Genomic DNA, 18405 nt, shown 5'->3' on the forward strand with positions numbered 1-18405 from the left:
GACCGCGCCGTTCAATCCGTTGGCAGAGTGAAGACAGCGCAGGGTTCGGCAATCCCGCGCAACCGGTGCTCACCCAAGGGGATCAGTTGCGTGGGGATCTCCGCAGCGAGCGCGCCTGATATCAGCACACGGTGGCCGAGGGACTTGCACAACCCCTCCAGCCGGCTCACCAGATTGACGGCGGGGCCGATGGCGGTGAAATCCAGTCGGTCGGCCGCACCGACATTGCCCCAGAGCATCTCGCCGAAATGCAGCGCCACGCCGAACGGAAGTGGTGACAGGCCTTGCGCTTGGCGCGAGGTATCAAGATGGGCCATGCCGGCACGGGCGGCCGCGACGGCGCGTAACGACGCTTCGCAGGCCTCACCAGGCGTGCCGGTAACGGGAAAGATTGCCAGGACACCGTCACCTATGAACTTCAGCACCTCGCCCCCGAAAGCGTGGACTGCGCCTGCAATCCGATCGAACCAGGCATCAAGGTTGGCGATCATGAGGGAGGGTTCCGTTGCTTCAGAGAGGGCTGTGAAATCGCGTAGATCAGCGCAGAGCAAAGCGGCGCGGATGGTTTCGCCACTGCTGCGGCCGAGCGCGCCGGCCTGCACCTGTGCGGCGCTTCGTCGACCGAGATAGGCCTCCAGCAGGGTTGTCAGCGCCGTTCGTGCGGTCAGAGCTGCCAGGGGTGCCGCCGCATAGCGCGCGGCCTGGTTCAACCGATCCGCCTCGGTCGGATCGAACAAACGGGATCCGGCCCAGCCCAATATCGGGCTGTCGGAGTCTCGGCCGATCCTTCCTTCATGTATTGGCCCAAGTCCGGCAAGCCAGTCGCCCGCAGCCTTGTTGAGTGGGCTGCCGGCAAAATCGAGCGCCTCGATGACGGCGCCGGTTTCTGCCCGCCACAACCAGGTGCGGCGCGCAATGATCGAATGCGGAACGGCAAGAGTGAGGGCGCCGCCCACAAGGGGCAGACCGTCGGCAAGCAACTGGGGCCAAGCTCGGCTATGAAGTGTTCGGGGCCGGACGAGCCGCTAGCCTCATCGATCAGCCAGGCAAGGTGGGCGGGCAAATCCATTCCTCGATCATGCCATAGCGCTCACCTGATGTCAGCCGGGTAGCTGTTGCAGCACGCCGGCCCGTTTTTTATACGGCAAGACATCGCCCTCCGCATGAATTCAGCTTGTCTTTCAAATGAGAAGCTTGGTCATTTCCTGCCATGAAAAGCATCGGGTCCCGGATCGCGTCCGGCCGCCACGGTGCTCAGCCGGCCAAGGTAGTGAGCCCAACCCTCGGCATGGCCGGCGCATTGCTCGACATTGGGCAGACCAGTGTGCGTCAGACGCAGGAGCGTTCCATCAGGCTGTTCGATCAGATCGATCTCCACCAGGCTGGAGCCCGGCGGCACCACCTCGCTACCATCCCAGCCGAAGCTGTAAGCCAGACGATGAACCGGAACCACTTCGCGAAAAGAGCCGCGAGCGAAACGTGCACCAGTGACGTTGACGAGGTAGAGCCCTCCAGGCTGCGGCTCGATCTCCGCCTCTGTTCCCATCCAGCGGAGGATCTTTTCCGGATCGGTCAGCAGGGCGAACACTGCAGCAGGCGGTGCAGAAAGATGCGTTTCGCGGCGGACGACGAGGGCCTCTTGCATCGGATTTTTCTGCTCGGACTTGCCAGAAATTCTGCAAGTTCATGCTCGCTCCACACAAGCCCGTCTTGGCCGGCTGTCTTCAGCGCGGGAGAGTAGGCATAGTCGTCTTTGATAGCTGCCCGCCGTCCCACGACACCCTTCAGAGACGGGCCGAATGTACTTCTGGTGTCATCGATAGTGTGACATGAAGAACAGGCCCGGAAAATTCTCGCACCACGATCCGCATCCGCCGCGAAACAGTTGCCCGTAACTGAAGCTGCCGCGATTGCCCATGCGATTGTCCTCAACATCGCGCTAACCTTGCGCGTCCATCTTCGTGAGCTTGAAAAAGAACCGCTTTTCGTCGTCGCGCAAGCACATCATCCCAGCCAGCGTATTTTCGTCCACCCGTCTGAAGTGGTCGACGATCGGCTGCTCGTTGTAGACCATTGCGGCGCTTGCGATCTGCTCGAATGCCCGAACCTCCAGCGCGGCTGTCGTGCCTCGCGCGCGGAGCGCCTTCTGAAAAGACGAAAACATGGTCCGGGCGAGGGCGGTCCGTCCGAATGGTGCCAGCTTGATCGCGAGCCTGATCGGGGCGAAGCGCGGGTCCATGGCCACGAGCCGTCCCGGATGCCACTGAAAGAGTAGCGCGTCGGCCCGCATGTCGGGATGAAAACGTTTGCCGAACCATCGCAGGTTTTCGAGGACTCCATCGAGCGGATGCCCCGATGGAATGCCGACGCCTCGCCATAACCCAACCATCTCGACGGGTTTGACGGGCGCCAGCGACCGGAACCAGACCGTCATATCTTTCTGCAGGTCCGCTTGCACGGGCTCACCTTTTCCCACAATCACATCAGGAAAGAAGTAGCGATTGCCAACGAAGATTCCGAGACCTGATTGGATGTCTCTGAGCGAAACCTTCAAATTCGATGCTGGATATCTGCTCTTATCTGGCGGCGCCCGCCTCCACGGGGAGGCCGCCAGGAGATCGTCGCTACCATGCCAGGACGCGAGATAACGGCAGATCGTGTTGGATTCCCACAAGATGCCATCATCGCTTTCGATAACCGGCACCAGGCCATTCGAGTTGAGCGCGCGAAATTCCGGCGTCCGGGTGGAAGCAACCCCTGTCCCCCAATCCTCCTGCAGGTAATCCATGCCGATCTCTTCGCAGGTCCAAAGAAGCTTCCGAACATTGATGGACGATTGCCTGCCAAGAACTCGAAGGACACTCATGATCTGCTCCAATCCAATTGGGTCACGGGCATCGAACGTTACGTCAAGTTGTAGCAGCAAACATATGCCGGCGATAACAAACCTGGTTACCTGCGCTTGCTCGGCAAGCTATTGTGGGCCTCGTCCATCATAATAAAATCAAGAGATTACATGGCTTTGTTACAGTTCTTTGAAAGGCTAATCCAAGTCGACTAAGGTTGGAATAGCCGTCCAGCAGGTACTGGACGGCTGATAGTAATGAAAAAAGCCGTCATGGCTTCAATATAGACTGGATCAATAATCACATTTCAACGAATTCAGTCTGACTGACGGCGCTTGCGCCAAACTTTTCGCGACGCAAAATAAGTATGACAATTTGGCATTCTCGACGCAGCCCGCGGTTGGCTGGCAACCTGTCAGCTCGTGCGTCGAAGTAATCAAGTTAGAGGCTAAAAGCCGAAAATTTTAGTTTCCACTGAAAACGGAAACTGGGTATTGGCCATCCTCGGCCACACGATCAACTCGGCGTCGTTCTTTGGCTCCGCCAACTTGATCGTTGTCGTGGGTTTGAGCGGCGCGTTGTTCATGGAACCGAACTACGGGGATGGTAGCGGCCTGATTGCGACGTTCGCGGCCAAGGATCCCGCCTGGCTCTTCCAGACCAAGGTGCTTCTGGTCATCGCGACRCTTCTGAGAGGGTTGTCGGACTTCATCTGGGCTGTGCGTCAGCTCAACTATTGTCTGGCCGCAATCGGCGCCAGTCCATCCCGGCAAGAGGAGCGCGATATCGCGGCGTGGACGGATGCTCTCACAATGGTTCTCAATCCAGCACTCCGCTCTTTCAGTGTCGGGGTCCGCTCCTACTATTTCACCGTGGCGGCCGCCTTCTGGTTTCTTGGCCCGGTCCCATTCGTTGTGGCGACGGTACTTGGTGTCGGCCTGCTGATTTGGCGCCAATCGTGGTCCGACACCGCCAAAGGGATTATGGCGATCCGCAAGCTGCTGGATTGAATGGCACCGCGTGTCGGGTTGGCAGTCCGAATTTTTCCTTCGAGATGTAGGATGTCGCTACCTCCGTTCGTCCTCCGTGAAAGTGGAAGGAGACTGGACATGACAATGCAAGCCCCCAACACTGAAGAAGACGCCATCGTCGCCATGCTGATGATGCGCGCGACAGCCATCGGCGAGAAGCGCGCGAAGGAGGCGTTGTCGTTCGACACGGACGACTCCGTGGAATTCTCGCTTGCGCCGCCGCTCGTCTACCATGGCAAGGACGAGGCCGGACTGCAGGAATGGTTCGATACGTGGAACGGCCCTATCGGCGGTGACGTGCAGGATGCGAAGCTCACGATTGGCGCGGATGTGGCATTCTGGAGCGGTCTCGTCAACATGACGGGGACAAAGACAGACGGCACGCTGGTCGATCTCTGGTTTCGTCAGACCCTGGGTCTCGTGAAGAAGGATGGACGGTGGCTGGTCGCTCACCAGCACGCTTCCGTTCCATTTGCTATGGACGGCAGCGGGAAGGCGATGCTCGATCTGAGGCCGTGATCGGGTTCGAGCCGAAGCTTGGACCTACTGTAACTCGCTTCACTGGAGCGTCAGGCAGGATCTGAACGGAAGCTCTGCCACGAGCATCCCGTTGCTGTCCGCGACGTTCCGTCCAGCGTCAGCGCGCGTTCCGCCGCCAGGGTGTCATCGAACTGCGCCTCGGTGATCTAACCAAGCGGAAGCACGCTGCCGCCGCCCGCATTGACGACGATGGCAATGGTCATGCGGTCGACCGTCAAGCATTTACTATCCGGCGGGAGTTGGTGCCGGCGCGGGCAGAAGGCAACGGTCCGCAGGGCTGGACGCTGTGAGCCCGTATGGCGTTGGTATATCGGTTGCTTTAAGGGAGCTTCAGGTCCAAACCAAGCATCCTGCTGACGACGAAGGCGACGAGTCCGACGGCTATTAGCGCTACAAAGAATACTGCGACCATCTTGCCGCCCGTACCTCCTATCGGGAATGGATGCTGCTGGTTGGTCCAGCGCTGCCTGCATGCCCAAGAGCGACCCTAGGCAGCGGCGATAATACTGGACCATGATAACCCAAGGAGAGTTGAGCTTCGAAGAACAGGGGCCACAAGGGTCGCCCTGCATATGCTACTGAGGCCTAAAGCAAGCTCGTCTGAACGGGTTCGCCCTCTTTTGAGACGATGCTGGATCCGTATGCTTCTCGTGAAGTGATCATGATTGCATCGTCCTGCGCCGGGCGCGCGAGATGCTGCGCCTCTTCCCACGGCGCATTCATCCAGATATCCGTCTCCTCCTTCGTCATGAGCGCCTCGGCGGTCCCGTCTTCCGTCCAGATGTCGAAACCTTCGTAGTCGGATCGAAGCTTTCCTGCGTTTGGATGTGAAAGTAAAACTTGGCCATCGGTCACGGAGAGTAGTGGCTGAACACGAAGTCCTTCGAACGATCAAGCTTAGTGTGGCATGCAAAACAGGACTTCAATAGTCCTTCATTTTGATTAGCGATGCCATTCTCGAACTGCGCGTAGCCCCAGCCGCCGCTATCGGCGAACCTCTTCGAGTCCTTCACGCTTATCTGGACGTTGGTGGGATCTCCGGCAACGAACGATTGCGGCGCAGGGAACACCGCGTCGTTTTCGGGCGACGATTTGTAGACGTACGCCAGGCGAACGATCACTGATCCGTCAGGAAAGGGCCGCGTGCCTTCGCGAAACGCCTTCGCAGCAATGTCATTTCCCAGGATACCACGGATGTCATTGTTCTTCCCTGCTTCATGGGCCACCGTTATCATCTTCCAATCGCGGTATTCATCAGGGAGACTGACACCGTAGATTGGAGACACGTTCTCCGCGGCGTCGCCGGCGGCAGCCACACCCACGCAGCAAACGATGCAGCCGGAAACAAGGGATCGAAAAGCGTATCTCTTGGGCATTGAGGTCTTCTTCCTTGAGAGAGCTATTGCGACCAAGCCGTTGAACCCGAGCGCTGGAAATGACTGACTCACAGTCGCCGTGGGTTCGGGTAGAACAACGACACCATCTGGGCAGCCAAGCTTCCGCTTGCGACCTGAATCACAATGAAGGTGACTACAGCAAACACTGAAATGTTGCCCGGAGCCGCAAGCAGGCCGATCGCTACTGCGGGATTGGCGATGGATCCTGTAGGCGTGGAAACAATCGCGGCCATCAGCCACAGTCCAACCGCAAACGGTCCGATGAATTTGCTTGTGCTCTTCGTGGAGCAGAAGACGATCGTCATCAGGCCGATGCTCGCGATCCCTTCGCTTGCCAAAGAGGACAGGCTCGGTGGATCGAACGTAGCGCTGCCGGGTGTCACGCCGAACAGCAGCCCTGAAGCCAAGGCGCCCGCAACGCTTCCAAGGATCTGCGCGGTGACATACCCGACAGTGCAGTCGAGACGCCGTTGGTTCCTCCTCCATTCGACGAGCGTAATCGTCGGATTGAAGTGGCCGCCCGAGACTGCACCGAACGCCAATATCAGAGCTATCAGACTCCCCGATATCGCGATGGAAGACGACATGACGGAGCTTCCCTTCTGAAGTCCGGATCCAACGACCGCGACCATCAGAAGGAATGTTCCAATTCCCTCTGCTRCCGATCGCCGGAGGACGGATACCGTGCTGTCGTCCTCGAAGAAACACAACGATCTCCGGACAGCTCTTAGGTGTCGGCTCTCCATCGCGCTTCCACCTCCGCCATTCTTAGAGCCAGCTCTTCCGGCGTAATCAACTGCTTCTGGAACGCGATGTTCGCAAAGGCGGCGATCCAGCGCTCGTAGTAGGTCAACTTTCCGACCATCTCCGAGCCAAGGGACTCGACGCCGCGCCGCTTCTCTTCTGTGTTGATGATCTTGTGGAAGTCGAGCACGTCGGCCAGCGCGTGGCAGCGCTTTTCCCATGGAAGGAGTTCGTGCTCCACTTTTTCGATCTTCGGAGCTTCCAGCCCGCCGATATCGTTTGGCAGCCTCTTCAGCAGTTGTTCGCTGCCACTCATGAATCCACTCCCTTTGCTGGCGACTTGATCTGAATGACACCGATCATCGCGTCCCGGGTGACGAGGTCAGCAAGCTGTTCCTCGGTGAAAGCCTCGGTTCCTGACGGGCGCATGGGCAGCACGAGATATCGCTGGACGGCAGTGGAGTCGCTCACCCTGATTTCGACGTTGTCGGGGACGAAGGTGCCGAACTCTTTTAGTACCTTGCGCGGCTCGTACACGGCGCGCGCCCGATATGGCTTCAGCTTATACCAGTCCGGCGGCAGTCCGAGGACGGGGCGCGGATAGCAGGAACACAGCGTGCAGACGATGAGGTTGTGAACCTTCGGGGTGTTCTCCAGCACGATCAGTTGGGTTTCGTCGTAGAAGCTGATGCCCAGCTCCTCGCAGGCTTTCCGGCCGTTCTCCAGCAGGCGTGCTCTGAACTCTGGATCCATCCACGCTTTCGCCACCACCTGGGCACCGAGAGCGGGGTTCCTGGAGTCGAGGACTTCGATCTGCCTTCTGATCTCGTCGGCTGTGAAGTAACCCTTTTCGATCATGAGTTCCTGGAAAGCCGTCTCCATCACGTCGTAGTAGCCTGGTGCGTCAGTTGCGACGATCGGAGAATGATCGTGATCATGGGTGTGGTCGTGGTGTTCGTGCTCGCTCATGGCTCTACCCCCTCCAGCCAGGTTTCGAAGACCTCGATGCGCAGGTTGTCGCTCGGCGATCCTGCGTAGGCGTTCCAGATTTCAGTCATCGGCACCGCGATGCGGTAGTAGTGCCGGGCGGCGCCTGCGTCGCGGCCGAAACCCTCTTCTTCGTTGTTGACCGCCATCGGTTCCATCACTGCTTCGACGACTGCGGTCTTGCCGCGAAGGTACGTGGGCACCCGATAATGTCCCACGGGCGCACGCGTCAATACCTTGACGCGCTGGCCCACCGTAAAGACGGCGACCTGTCCCCACGCAGGCACGACGCCAGAGATCTTGCCGACTGGTGTTCGAGCGGACTTCATCCGATCCTCCCTGATGTCTGCGAACACTAGGGCCGTGGACGGCATTTCATCTTTCGAAATTGTGCGATTACACGGGGACGGGAGCAGAGGCACCCTCGTGCGAAATCGTACGCTTTCGATAAACGCGGGCCGGGGACCCGGTCATGATGACCGCCGCAATGGTCTTGATCGAAAGAGGAATCCCAGATGACCCATATCGTCGTCCATCCCGCACCCAGCCCAGCGCCCATCTCTGCGGGCGAGCTGCTTCCTTGGACGTTCTTCGTCGGGCTGCTTCTCCTGATGACCCTCTATTTCGTAGGCGCGGAGCAGGGTGCTACTTCGCTGATCCAAGGGGACAGCGTGCATGAATTCGTTCACGACGGCCGACATCTACTCGGCTTTTTCTGCCACTGAGGTGACTGTCATGATCCAGCGACTTTTGATCACGGGTATGCTCTCCGGCCTGATCGTGGCCCTGATCGCCTTCTCCTTCGCCCGTGTGTATTCCGAGCCGTCGATCGAGCGCGCGATTGCCCTCGAGGAGAGCTCCCATCACCAGCACGCGGACGCACACGGGGAGAGCGTCAGTCGCAGCATGCAGCGTAACGGGGGCCTATTCGTGGGAATCGCGAGCTACTGCATCGCATTGGGAGGTTTCCTCGCCATCGGACTTTCATTCTTTCATGGTCGGCTGAGGATGCGTGCGCGCTCGATGGTGTGCATGATCACGGCGGCCGGATACATCGCGCTCGTGCTGGTTCCGCAGCTCAAATATCCGGCAAGCCCGCCCGGTGTCGGAACTGCTGAGACCATTGGCATCAGGACGGAACTCTACTTTGTTCTGGTGATGGCGTCGGCTTTATCCATGATACTGGCGGCGTGGATCGCGTACCGCCTCGCGCATCGAGCAACGTTCCCGCTCGCCGTGAGTGCGGGCGCCGCGACGTTTGTCGCGCTCGCGTCGGTATGGATCGCCACGATGCCCGGTGTCTCCGAGGTTCCGCGCGCCCTTCCAAGGGGCTTGCTCCTGGAATTCCGAGTGAATGCCGCAGCACTGCAATTGATCGTTTGGGGCGGGCTTGGCATCGTTTTCGGACAAGTCGCGGAGTATGTGGTCGGCTACGGACGTGCGGACGCATCTCGCCGTATAATCCCAAACGCTTGACCGCAGCTCCGGGTCTGGCTTTCCCTGCTCCGCAGGCATAGCATCTCGCCACTTGAGCGCGGAGCATTCGCATCGATGAACGATCTCTCGGAGCAACCAGTTTCGGAGTCGGCGGACGGTGACCCCGCGCTGGGCCGCGATGTTCGTCAGTTCTTGGCGGCTGCATTGCGCTCCGCAACCGGAGCCGCAGTTTATCTGGTGCAGGTCGAGCGAGCCGAGTTTGCTGTGATCGCCGTGGCCCGCTGGATTGACGGCAAAACCGCCGTTAGTCAGGCCTCCAACACCCGAGAGGCCCTATCGGACCTCGACCAGGGGGTCATTCGTCAAGTTATTGCAACGAAATCCACCGCCGTTGTCCACGGCGTGAAGGGCGGCTGGATAGTCTGCATCCCGGTTGATCTCCGACATCGGTCGGAGGGAGCTCTGTACGTAATCCATGAGGATTTGCCATCCGCCGATCTCATCGAGCAGCTTGAATGGCTTTCATCGGCTTTCTCAGCGTCGCACGGTCTGGACGACCTACGGGAAGAATTTGGATCGGCTCGCGAGGACGCTGTTCAAGTCGAGTGCGAGTTGAGGCGGAATCTCGACATGATCCCGGCTTTGACCTGGGTGGGCGGCCCTGGCGGGGAACTTCAGGAAGCGAGCAGCCAATGGCACGAGTACACGGGAATTAGCCGCGAGGATGCGCTTGGACTGGGCTTCCTTGCTTCCTTCCACCCGGAGGATGTCGAAAAGGTAATCAAGGCGTGGACCGAGCTTCTCGTTACCGGGAAGCCGGGTGGCATCGAGGCGCGCATATTGCGGCACGACGGAGTGGCCAGGTATTTCATGCTCAGAGCGGTCCCACATTTCAACGACGATGGCACCATCCGAAAATGGTACGGAGTGAACGCCGACATCGACGACTTGAAGCGAACCCAGTTCGAACTGGCGAAGAGCCGCGCCGCTCTTGCAGAGGGGCAACGGATGGTCCAGTCGGGCACATGGTCGTGGGATGCCTCGACTGACACTTTCTCATGTTCGCTTGAATGCGCGCGTATCGTCGGACTTGAGCAGGAGACCATAAACGCCGGGGACTTGAGGTCCAAGGTGCACCCCGATGACCTCCCGCTGTTTGACGGTGCCTACGAAGACATGCTTTCGGGCCATGACCTGAACGTGTCCCACAGGATCGTCATGCCAGACGGCGAAGTGCGCTTCGTCCATGGTCGCGGGCGTCTGATCGCCGACGAGAACGGCAACCGTAGCGAATACATCGGAACGATTATCGACATCACGGAATCGAAGCGGGCCGAGGAGCGCATACGCACCACCCTGGCTGAGGCCCAGCGGGCGCAGGCATCGCTTGCCGAAGCACAGATGCTCAGTCACGTCGGAAGCTTCCACATCAAGCCTTTGAAAGGCGAGGCCATGTGGTCGGCAGAGACCTACAACATATTCTGTCTCGATCCGGCCCTGCCTTTGACTCACGAAGCGGTGATGACGAGGGTCCATCCGGACGACCGAGAGCGCATCGAAAAAAACTTAGAAAAGGTTATACGTGACCGTGACCCATGGGAGGCCGAATTCCGGCTGCTGACACCGGACGGTTCGATCAAGCATGTCCACTGTATGACCCGCGTCGAGCCGGACCCCGAGCAGGAGCCCGAGGTGTTCGGGGCGATCATCGATCTGACGGATCGCGTGAACGGTGAGGAGGCGCTCAGGAAGGCCCAGGCCGACGTCGTCAGAATGAACCGCCTGACGGCAATGGGCGCCGTAACCGTGAGCATCGCCCACGAAATGAACCAGCCGCTCATGGCCATCGTCACGAACGCGGCAACCTGTCTGAGCTGGCTCAGCCGTCCGGAACCCGACCTGGAGGAAGCGAAGGTCGCAGCGGAACGGATCGTCAGGGAAGGAAAACGGGCGGGAGACGTCCTTTTGAACGTTCGCAACATGGCCCGCAACTCGCGTCCCTCGATCGCGATGGTCGATATCAACGAAGTCATTGGCGACGTCCTGACGATGATGCGAAGCGAACTTCGCAGCCGTCATATCAACGCATCCGTCTCGTTGTCGCCGACCGTCGGCGCGATCCGAGGAGACAAGGTTCAGCTTCAGCAGGTGCTCCTAAACCTCATACTCAACGCGGCAGAGGCGATGACGGAAACCGCGCATGGGAGGACGATCAACGTGATGAGCGTGGACCTCGGTTCCCATCTGGCGGTTCGGGTGGAGGACAACGGCCATGGTCTCGACCCCATTGCGTCAGAGCATATTTTCGAAGCATTCTTCTCCACCAAGCCGGAGGGGACCGGCATGGGGCTAGCGATCTGTCGGTCGATAATCGAGGCGCATAGTGGGACGCTTTCGGCGCAGCCGTTGGCGGCAGGGGGAACGGTTTTCGAATTCACGATACCGTATGCAAGGGGGGACCCATGAACCAGAAGCAACGTGAAGACGCCTCGGCGCTGGTCGTCGTGATTGAAGACGATGCGGCTGTTCGGGAATCGCTTGTGGGCCTGTTGCGTTCGATGAGGTTCAACGTTGTCGCATTTTCGTCAGCGACAGAGTTCTCGTCCAAGGGGAAGTTGGCAAATGTCGGCTGCATGATCCTTGACGTCCGTCTACCGGGTCAGAGCGGGATTGAGTTCTACGAGGAGGTTAGGGCGAGCGGATTCCACAGACCAGTGATCTTCATGAGCGGGCACGCGGACGTGCCGATCGCGGTCAGGGCGATGAAGGCTGGTGCAGTGGAATTCCTGACGAAACCAGTCCGCGAACAAGATCTCCTGGATGCTGTTCATTCGGCGCTGAAGCGAGACAGTCGCTCCACGATGAAGGAGGAAGCAGCGGCGAATGTTCGGGCAGACTTCGAAAAGCTGTCCAAGCGTGAGCAGGAGGTTTTGATCCTTGTCGTGGAAGGCCAACGCAACAAGCAGATCTCCGCGGCGCTGGGCATCACGGAAGCGACGGTCAAGTTGCACCGAGGAAACGTCATGCAGAAGATGCATGTCCAGACGCTACCGGAACTCGTACGTCACTTTGATCTACTCGACCTAGACGAGCGGCGAGAGATCTCGACCAAAGGCTAGGTTCCTGGCATTTTTTCCAGACATAAGTCGCATTGTGAGCATGCTGACGCGATCATAGGATTATAGAAAAAGGATCGGTCAATGGTTGAAGCTCCACAGTCCTCTCTCGTGGTTTGCGTCGAGGACGACGAACCAGTTCGCGACGCTCTGCGAGGACTGCTGCGTGCTTCGGGAATGCGGGTTGCAGCCTTTGCTTCGGCGGAAGATTTCCTCGCTTCTTCGGATCTTGAGAGCGCGTCCTGTCTGGTGACGGACATACAGCTTGGCGGCATTTCAGGATTGGATTTATTGGACAAGCTTTCCGGGATGGCGATCACTATACCCTCAATCCTTATCACCGCGCATTCGGATGTCGCCGTCGGCGATCGGGCCCGCAATTCGGGCGCTATCAAAATCTTCCTGAAGCCCGTCAATCCCGCGGATCTTCTCGACGCCATCAGGACTGCGTTGGCGGAAACTCCGTAGACTGCTTCGGCGGACGGCTTTTCCAACCACATCACACCGCATCTCACGCCATCTCGTTCGACTTTATCGGGTCCCAGACGGACAATGGGCGGCATGGAGGACGGCTCATCTGATCGTCCAAACGCCACCATTGAAGCAATGAGCTTGGAGAGCCGTCATGACGGATGGGTATCCCCTGAGGCCGAGCGCCCGCGAGATCCGTGGTCCATCGCCGCTTATCGGCATAGAGAACGAACCTGAGCCGATCCTCATCGTCGATCCACCGCTCCCGGAGCCTCTGTCGCGAGGTCTCGTATTTATCCAGTACCGGGCGCAGAACGTACGCATCGTCCCGGTCTTCGGTAAAGGCGCGCTACAGGTTTCTCCACGGATTGGGCATGTCCACATCACTGTAGACGACCTTCCATGGCACTTCCTTGATGCCAGCGGCGAGACAATAATCGTCGTCGGACTTTCAGCCGGAGAACACAAGGTCCTCGTTGAGCTTGCCGATCCGGACCATCATGTGATCACGGCGCAGACGGTCAGTTTCGTGATCCACGAAAGGAAGTAGTTAGAAGGGATTCGACGTCCAAGGGCGATCGCACGCGGACCCGCTGTGCCCCCGCGCCGCCTGTACCCTCTCAGGCCGCGATGCCCGAAGAACAGACCCTCGCGCTTTCCCCGCCGCGAGGGTCTGTTTTCTTGGTGCGGCAAATGTTTGCAAGCGTAAGCCCCGTCAGGCGTTTTCACTTGACGGGGCAGAGGATCTCAGGCGGCCTGACGGTCGACCTTCGGGAAATCCACATCGGTCTTGAAGACCTCGTTCATGTAGTTCGTGAAGGTGCTCGCGGCGACGTGAGCCACGATTTCCAACAGCTCACCGTCGTCGAATCCCGCCGCCTTTACTGCCTCGACTTCCTCGGTGGAGACACCGCCTCGGGCTTCGGCGACCCTGACCGCAAACTTGACCGCTGCGTCGGCCTTTGCTTCAGACGACCCACCGCGGCGAGCCGCGAGAATCTCATCCAGGCTCAGCTTCGCCACATGCGTCCCAGTGTACGTATGCGCTGCGAGGCAGTATTCGCAGCCATTGATCTGGGCAATCGCCAGCGCGATCCGTTCGCGGATCTTCTTATCGAGCTTCCCCTTGCCGAGCGCGCCATTGAGCGCGGCGTAGGCTTCCAGCACGGCGGGACTGTTCGACATCATCCGGAACACGTTAGGCAAGGCCCCGACCTGCTTCTTGATCGCCTCGAGCGTGGGCTTGGAAGCTTCCGGAGCGGCGTCGAGAGTTGCAGGGATAGGTATTCGCGACATGATTCACTTCCTTCCATGGTGTCAGATGCTGCATTTCGGCGCTACGAGCCGACTTCAATGAAGATCGTGCGGCAGGAATCCGTCGGGTTGAGCCTGATGGTCGATGACCATGCTGGCGCCGACCAATGCGTCCGTCACGCTCGCCAGACTAGCTGCCCGGCGCGATGCCCGCCATTTTCCCGGCGTGACCGAGGTGATCTTGCGGAAGACAGTTGTGAAATGGGGCTGGTTCTGAAACCCCGTCTGAAGTGCGATCTCCACGAGGGACAGATTGGTGCAAGCGAGCAAGCTAGCGGCGGCCTGAATTCGCATCCGTAAGAGGAATTCATGTGCGCTCATCGAGGTGGCTGCCTTGAACGTAGCCGCGAAATGCGCCCGCGAAAAACCTGCGACGTCGGCCAGTTCCTCAAGAGACATTCGCCGATCAAGGCGCGACTCCGCGTAGCGTCTCACCCGGTTCAGTCTCCATGCCGAGAGGGGATGAACCCGCGGCAGTGACTGGTAGTGTTCGAACGCCAGCCGAGAGAAGTCCCGCGTGAGTTCACATCGCCGCGCCGGCGAGCTTTCTGAAATCTCGCCAATCAGCTCCGCCAGGCGGATATCGCGAATGTTGAACCTTCCGCCGACGACGGGACATGGGCCTTGATAAGGCTTTCGCAGAAAGGTGAGTACGTAGAGGCAGGCGTCGGACTGGAGTTCGACGGCGATTGGATCCGGACCTTCGACGAAGGTCACGCTGTCTTCGATCATCACTCCTTGAAACAGGACGTGGCCCTTCTGCTCGAGACGAAGCTCGGAGTCTCGGGCCGCAACGACGAACGTACCGACACCGGAACCCAGCGAGGTCGTAATCGCGCGATTGCCGTTCTCACGCGTCAGCTTCGCTAGCGAGATGTTCGGGTCTGTCACGCTGAAGTGCTCGACATGCAGGCAGTCGTCGATGGTTTCGAAAACGTCACGTATCCGGCCCAAGCTCACCTTGATGGCGATATCGGTCTGCATCGGCTGCTCCTCTCAAAAGGGCGCGAATTGATGTGATGGTCGTGCTGCTATTTGGCGGCCGCGGCCCGCTCGATCATCGCGGACACCAGATCGGGATGGGAGATCATCACTACGTGCGACGCGCCCTTCACGCCGACCGTCTCCTTCGCTCCCGCCCGCTTTGCCATGAACTCGTGAAGCTCACTCGGGATGTTCTTGTCGGCTGTTCCGTAGATGAAATGCGAGGGCAGCTTCTTCCAGGACGGATCTCCGGAAGGATCGTTGAGAGCCTCGGCCGTGACCGGGCGCTGTTCAGCACCCATCAGCGCCGCCTGCTGCTCCGGGACGTCCGCGGCGAACTGCTTCCAGAACTTGCTCTGCAAGATGTAGAGATCATGCTTGCCATCCGGTTGGAGGACGGGGGGAGCAAGAGCGTCGCCGAGTGTCCCGGTGGGGAACTTCTTGCCAAGACTGCCCGCACTCTCACCAGTGTCCGGCGCGAGGCCTGCCACGAAGACGAGAGACTTGACGTTCGTTCCTTCGACCGCGACGTCCGTGATCACCGAGCCGCCATATGAATGACCAACCAGGACGACAGGCCCGTCGATGGACTTCAGGACCGCCGAGACGTAGTCGGAGTCGTATTTCAGTCCCCGCAGCGGATTGGCCACCGCGACGACTGGAAACCCATCCTTCACCAGCTTGGCGGCGACGCCGTCCCAGCTCGCTGATTCCGCGAAAGCTCCGTGGACGAGCACGATCGTGGGCTTCGACGCCGCCATTGCACAATGGCTCACCATGAGAGCCGCGACCATTACTGAACTCGACAGCCACTTTTTCATTGAAGGTTTGTCCCGCTTGGCGCTCAGCATTCGGCAGAGCAGTGTTTCGTTGAGAGAAACCTACTACGCGGTGCTAGACCTATGTTGTGAGATGTCGCGATGCGCTGTGAGAAGTGGTGCGGCAGCGGTGTTGCAGGCAGCATGAAGCTGCTGGTTCGATAAATGGCTTGGACTGCCGTTGATGTCTGCGCTCGCGCCCGCGAAGTCGTCTGTCGGGATTTATCACCCAGACGGCAATCACCGGGGTTCTTCAGCCGATGGATTCCGTCATTGTTCCGCAGCAGCTGTACCACGTCCTGAGCTATGAAGGTCCAACGTCGGAAATCGGAAACCTGCGTTTTACGCTGACGGAGCAGTTCTGGCAGAAGACCGCACCTTATCTAGGCCTTGAGCGGGCCGACGGACCCAACATTCAGATATTTGCACCGGGCCTCAAAGGAACCGAAGAGCAGACCAAGCTGGAACTCTGGACACCCATCAAGCCCATCAAGATATGGCCTCGCTAGACAAGATGTCCATCAATACGGGTTTATGGCGAGCTTGAGCAAACATGCGTCGAGCGGCATGTCGAGTATCGCGTCAACCTATAGAGCGTTTACAGCCATATCCACCGCGCTGAGCAGATCCTGATGCCGCACTGGCTTCGTCAGGAACTCGATAGCGCCAGCCTTCATCGCGCGGACCGACATCTGAACGTCTGCATTTCCACTGATAAAGATGATCGGGTAGCGAACTCCCGTCTGCAGAAGGTCCGCCTGGAAGTCCAGGCCGCTCCGGCCGGGAAGGCAGACGTCGAGGATCAGGCAGTCTGGTTGAGGGGAGCGTCCACTTTCCTGATAGGCTTTGACGGAATCAAACGCGGCGACGGTGAGGCCAACCGACCGAAGAAGGGTCGAAATCGCGCGGCGGACGCTTTCGTCATCCTCGATCAGGACAATGTAGGGCGCTTCTGGTCTGGTGATCGCTCCCGTGTCGACTTCGTGTACCGCTGGCAAGGGAACCGCGTCGAGCCGAATGCTGCCGCGGGGGATGTCGTCCCTGATCAGCATGTAGCCTCGTCTGACGATGGTCTTGATCATGTCGCCGTGACTGCCCAAGGCACGTCTCAGCGATTTGATTTGGAAGCGGAGATTGCATTCCTCGACCACCATAGACGGCCAGACCTCGTTTAGGATCTCGTCCTTGCTCACGATGCCGCCATTCGACTTGAGCAGAACCATAAGAAGATCGAAGGCGCGTCCGCCGATCTCCTGCGGCCGCCCATCCATCAGAAGCTGACGCGAGTGCGGTAGGGCGCAGAAGCGGCCGAAGCGGATTGAACCGTCCAGACCGTCACGGGATGCCTCGCCGGAATACCTGGGTGTGTGTGCGTGTGCCGCCTGCGCGAGCGTATCGTTGAACTGGACTTGCATGGCTGTCCCCCCGCCTGCTCCAATTGTTTGCTGCACTGCTGATTGCGGAGAAAGCCTAGCTCTGGTTCTGAGCTGCAACAATTCGCCTTAGGTCCATTCGGCCTCGGACAAGGTCGTGGGGAACTAGACCAAGGTCTAGGAAATCGAGGGGGTCGGCGAGTTTCATCCTCATAAAGTCTCACGCGAACTCACCACGCCTTACGACAACTTGCTCGTCCTCCAAGGTCATCAAGCGTAGCAAGTTAACAACGACTGGAGCTCTGCGAGGGCCTGGATCGATTTGATTTCACCATCACCCTGGAGGCTGAAATGAACAGAATGATCTTGAGCCGGACCGTATTGGCACTTGCATTCGCACTATCTGCGTCAACGGCCGTACCGACCGCGTCCTTTGCCGCCAAGAAGGCTGCCGTCACACACAAGCTGGTGGTCCCGCAGGTGACCTATCATACCGTCGATATCGACGGCACAAAGGTCTTCTACCGCGAGGCAGGACCTGCCGATGCTCCGGTCGTGCTCCTGCTGCACGGCTTCCCGACGTCGTCCCACATGTTCCGCAACCTCATCCCGATCCTTGCGGACAAGTATCACGTGATCGCGCCGGACTATCCCGGCTTCGGGCAGAGCGACGCACCCGATCACACCAAGTTCGAATACACGTTCCAGCACTACGCCGACATCGTCGATAGTCTCCTCGGCAAGCTCGATATCAAACAGTATGCCATGTACGTCATGGATTACGGCGCTCCGGTCGGATACCGCCTCGCGCTGAAGCATCCGGACCGGGTGTCGGCCCTGATCGTGCAGAACGGCAACGCGTACGAGGAGGGCCTGAAGGAGTTCTGGGACCCGATCAAGGCGTACTGGAAAAACGATACGCCCGAGAACCGCCAAGCTCTGATGGTTCTCTTCAAGCCGGAAACCACCAAATTCCAGTATACGGACGGCATGAGCGACCTCGCGCACATCGACCCCGACAACTGGGGCCATGATCAGCCGCTGCTCGATCGTCCCGGCAACAACGACATCCAGCTCGACCTCTTCCACGACTACGGCACCAACGTCCCGCTCTATCCGGAATTCCAGAAATTCTTCCGTGAAAGGAAGCCGCCGACGCTGATCGTCTGGGGCAAGAACGACAAGATCTTCCCTGCGGACGGGGCATCGCCATACCTTCGCGACCTGCCGCATGCCGAGATGCATCTCCTCGACACGGGGCACTTTGCCCTGGAGGACAAGCTGCCGGAGATGGCACCGCTCATTCACGATTTCCTCGATCGAAAACTCAGCCGGGATTAGATCGAG

22 protein-coding genes and 3 pseudogenes are annotated in these 18405 nt (G+C 59.1%); 10 read left to right on the forward strand and 15 right to left on the reverse strand.

The window, feature by feature from the left end:
- Positions 1-11 precede the first annotated feature (11 nt).
- The 5 genes and pseudogenes from AC1DUP_RS31130 to AC1DUP_RS31150 form a co-directional block, all read right to left on the reverse strand.
- A pseudogene (locus tag AC1DUP_RS31130) lies at positions 12-1069 on the reverse strand (adenylate/guanylate cyclase domain-containing protein).
- 129 nt (positions 1070-1198) lie between these two features.
- A complete protein-coding gene (locus tag AC1DUP_RS31135; protein WP_113309532.1) occupies positions 1199-1645 on the reverse strand; it encodes an SRPBCC family protein in 447 nt (148 codons plus the stop codon).
- Complete coding sequence (locus tag AC1DUP_RS31140) at positions 1573-1935, reverse strand: c-type cytochrome (protein ID WP_477836631.1); 363 nt, start codon at positions 1933-1935, stop codon at positions 1573-1575. The genes AC1DUP_RS31135 and AC1DUP_RS31140 overlap by 73 nt, the downstream gene beginning before the upstream one ends.
- Before the next feature lie 4 nt (positions 1936-1939).
- A complete protein-coding gene (locus tag AC1DUP_RS31145) occupies positions 1940-2434 on the reverse strand; it encodes a GXWXG domain-containing protein (protein ID WP_477836686.1) in 495 nt (164 codons plus the stop codon).
- A 207-nt stretch (positions 2435-2641) separates the two neighbouring features.
- Positions 2642-2866 (reverse strand): annotated as a pseudogene (locus AC1DUP_RS31150) (glutathione S-transferase N-terminal domain-containing protein); the annotation flags it as partial.
- 441 nt (positions 2867-3307) lie between these two features.
- Here AC1DUP_RS31150 and AC1DUP_RS31155 point away from each other — a divergent pair.
- Both AC1DUP_RS31155 and AC1DUP_RS31160 read left to right on the forward strand, forming a co-directional pair.
- Positions 3308-3856: a DUF599 family protein gene (locus AC1DUP_RS31155; RefSeq protein WP_477836687.1), complete on the forward strand. Its 549-nt coding sequence runs from the start codon at positions 3308-3310 to the stop codon at positions 3854-3856.
- 99 nt (positions 3857-3955) lie between these two features.
- A complete protein-coding gene (locus AC1DUP_RS31160; RefSeq protein WP_477836632.1) occupies positions 3956-4396 on the forward strand; it encodes a YybH family protein in 441 nt (146 codons plus the stop codon).
- Between the two features lie 606 nt (positions 4397-5002).
- On the opposite strand, the pseudogene AC1DUP_RS31165 reads toward AC1DUP_RS31160, so the two are convergent.
- From AC1DUP_RS31165 to AC1DUP_RS31190, 6 genes and pseudogenes are all read right to left on the reverse strand, one after another.
- Positions 5003-5170, reverse strand: a pseudogene (locus AC1DUP_RS31165) (SOS response-associated peptidase); the annotation flags it as partial.
- Between the two features lie 98 nt (positions 5171-5268).
- Positions 5269-5793 carry a cytochrome P460 family protein gene (locus tag AC1DUP_RS31170; protein ID WP_477836633.1) on the reverse strand — a complete coding sequence of 175 codons (525 nt, stop codon included), beginning with the start codon at positions 5791-5793 and terminating at the stop codon, positions 5269-5271.
- A 68-nt stretch (positions 5794-5861) separates the two neighbouring features.
- Positions 5862-6560 carry an aquaporin gene (locus AC1DUP_RS31175; RefSeq protein WP_477836634.1) on the reverse strand — a complete coding sequence of 233 codons (699 nt, stop codon included), beginning with the start codon at positions 6558-6560 and terminating at the stop codon, positions 5862-5864.
- The gene (locus AC1DUP_RS31180; RefSeq protein WP_477836635.1) at positions 6542-6874 is read right to left on the reverse strand and encodes a nitrile hydratase; all 333 of its coding nucleotides are present in this window, start codon (positions 6872-6874) and stop codon (positions 6542-6544) included. The genes AC1DUP_RS31175 and AC1DUP_RS31180 overlap by 19 nt, the downstream gene beginning before the upstream one ends.
- A complete protein-coding gene (nthA, locus tag AC1DUP_RS31185; protein WP_477836636.1) occupies positions 6871-7527 on the reverse strand; it encodes a nitrile hydratase subunit alpha in 657 nt (218 codons plus the stop codon). Before nthA ends, AC1DUP_RS31180 begins: the two co-directional genes overlap by 4 nt.
- Positions 7524-7874: an SH3-like domain-containing protein gene (locus AC1DUP_RS31190; RefSeq protein WP_477836637.1), complete on the reverse strand. Its 351-nt coding sequence runs from the start codon at positions 7872-7874 to the stop codon at positions 7524-7526. The genes nthA and AC1DUP_RS31190 overlap by 4 nt, the downstream gene beginning before the upstream one ends.
- A gap of 186 nt (positions 7875-8060) precedes the next feature.
- On the opposite strand from AC1DUP_RS31190, the gene AC1DUP_RS31195 reads away from it, so the two are divergent.
- From AC1DUP_RS31195 to AC1DUP_RS31220, 6 genes are all read left to right on the forward strand, one after another.
- Complete coding sequence (locus AC1DUP_RS31195; protein WP_477836638.1) at positions 8061-8270, forward strand: CbtB domain-containing protein; 210 nt, start codon at positions 8061-8063, stop codon at positions 8268-8270.
- The gene (locus AC1DUP_RS31200; RefSeq protein ID WP_477836639.1) at positions 8221-9021 is read left to right on the forward strand and encodes a CbtA family protein; all 801 of its coding nucleotides are present in this window, start codon (positions 8221-8223) and stop codon (positions 9019-9021) included. Before AC1DUP_RS31195 ends, AC1DUP_RS31200 begins: the two co-directional genes overlap by 50 nt.
- A 75-nt stretch (positions 9022-9096) precedes the next feature.
- Entirely contained in the window at positions 9097-11448 is a 2352-nt protein-coding gene (locus AC1DUP_RS31205) for a PAS domain-containing sensor histidine kinase (protein WP_477836640.1), read from the forward strand.
- Positions 11445-12101 (forward strand): response regulator transcription factor, encoded by a 657-nt coding sequence (locus AC1DUP_RS31210; RefSeq protein ID WP_477836641.1) that lies wholly within the window; start codon positions 11445-11447, stop codon positions 12099-12101. The genes AC1DUP_RS31205 and AC1DUP_RS31210 overlap by 4 nt, the downstream gene beginning before the upstream one ends.
- Positions 12102-12182: 81 nt before the next feature.
- A complete protein-coding gene (locus AC1DUP_RS31215; RefSeq protein ID WP_477836642.1) occupies positions 12183-12566 on the forward strand; it encodes a response regulator transcription factor in 384 nt (127 codons plus the stop codon).
- 157 nt (positions 12567-12723) lie between these two features.
- Positions 12724-13119, forward strand: coding sequence for a DUF6130 family protein (locus AC1DUP_RS31220; RefSeq protein WP_477836643.1), 396 nt, complete (start codon positions 12724-12726; stop codon positions 13117-13119).
- Between the two features lie 197 nt (positions 13120-13316).
- Here AC1DUP_RS31220 and AC1DUP_RS31225 read toward each other — a convergent pair whose 3' ends face one another.
- Genes AC1DUP_RS31225 through AC1DUP_RS31235 form a run of 3 tightly spaced genes read right to left on the reverse strand, consistent with a single transcriptional unit; the run spans position 13317 to position 15688 of the window.
- Positions 13317-13865, reverse strand: a complete 549-nt coding sequence (locus tag AC1DUP_RS31225) for a carboxymuconolactone decarboxylase family protein (protein WP_477836644.1) — start codon at positions 13863-13865, stop codon at positions 13317-13319.
- A gap of 54 nt (positions 13866-13919) precedes the next feature.
- Positions 13920-14867, reverse strand: coding sequence for a helix-turn-helix domain-containing protein (locus tag AC1DUP_RS31230; RefSeq protein ID WP_477836645.1), 948 nt, complete (start codon positions 14865-14867; stop codon positions 13920-13922).
- Between the two features lie 47 nt (positions 14868-14914).
- Positions 14915-15688 carry an alpha/beta fold hydrolase gene (locus tag AC1DUP_RS31235; protein WP_477836646.1) on the reverse strand — a complete coding sequence of 258 codons (774 nt, stop codon included), beginning with the start codon at positions 15686-15688 and terminating at the stop codon, positions 14915-14917.
- Between the two features lie 257 nt (positions 15689-15945).
- Here AC1DUP_RS31235 and AC1DUP_RS31240 point away from each other — a divergent pair, with 257 nt between their 5' ends.
- Positions 15946-16194 (forward strand): hypothetical protein, encoded by a 249-nt coding sequence (locus AC1DUP_RS31240; RefSeq protein WP_477836647.1) that lies wholly within the window; start codon positions 15946-15948, stop codon positions 16192-16194.
- Between the two features lie 78 nt (positions 16195-16272).
- Here AC1DUP_RS31240 and AC1DUP_RS31245 read toward each other — a convergent pair whose 3' ends face one another.
- Positions 16273-17100 carry a response regulator gene (locus tag AC1DUP_RS31245; protein ID WP_477836688.1) on the reverse strand — a complete coding sequence of 276 codons (828 nt, stop codon included), beginning with the start codon at positions 17098-17100 and terminating at the stop codon, positions 16273-16275.
- A gap of 309 nt (positions 17101-17409) precedes the next feature.
- On the opposite strand from AC1DUP_RS31245, the gene AC1DUP_RS31250 reads away from it, so the two are divergent.
- Entirely contained in the window at positions 17410-18399 is a 990-nt protein-coding gene (locus AC1DUP_RS31250; protein ID WP_477836648.1) for an alpha/beta fold hydrolase, read from the forward strand.
- The last annotated feature ends 6 nt before the right edge of the window (positions 18400-18405 follow it).

The organism is Rhizobium sp. 01L419 (assembly GCF_056400025.1).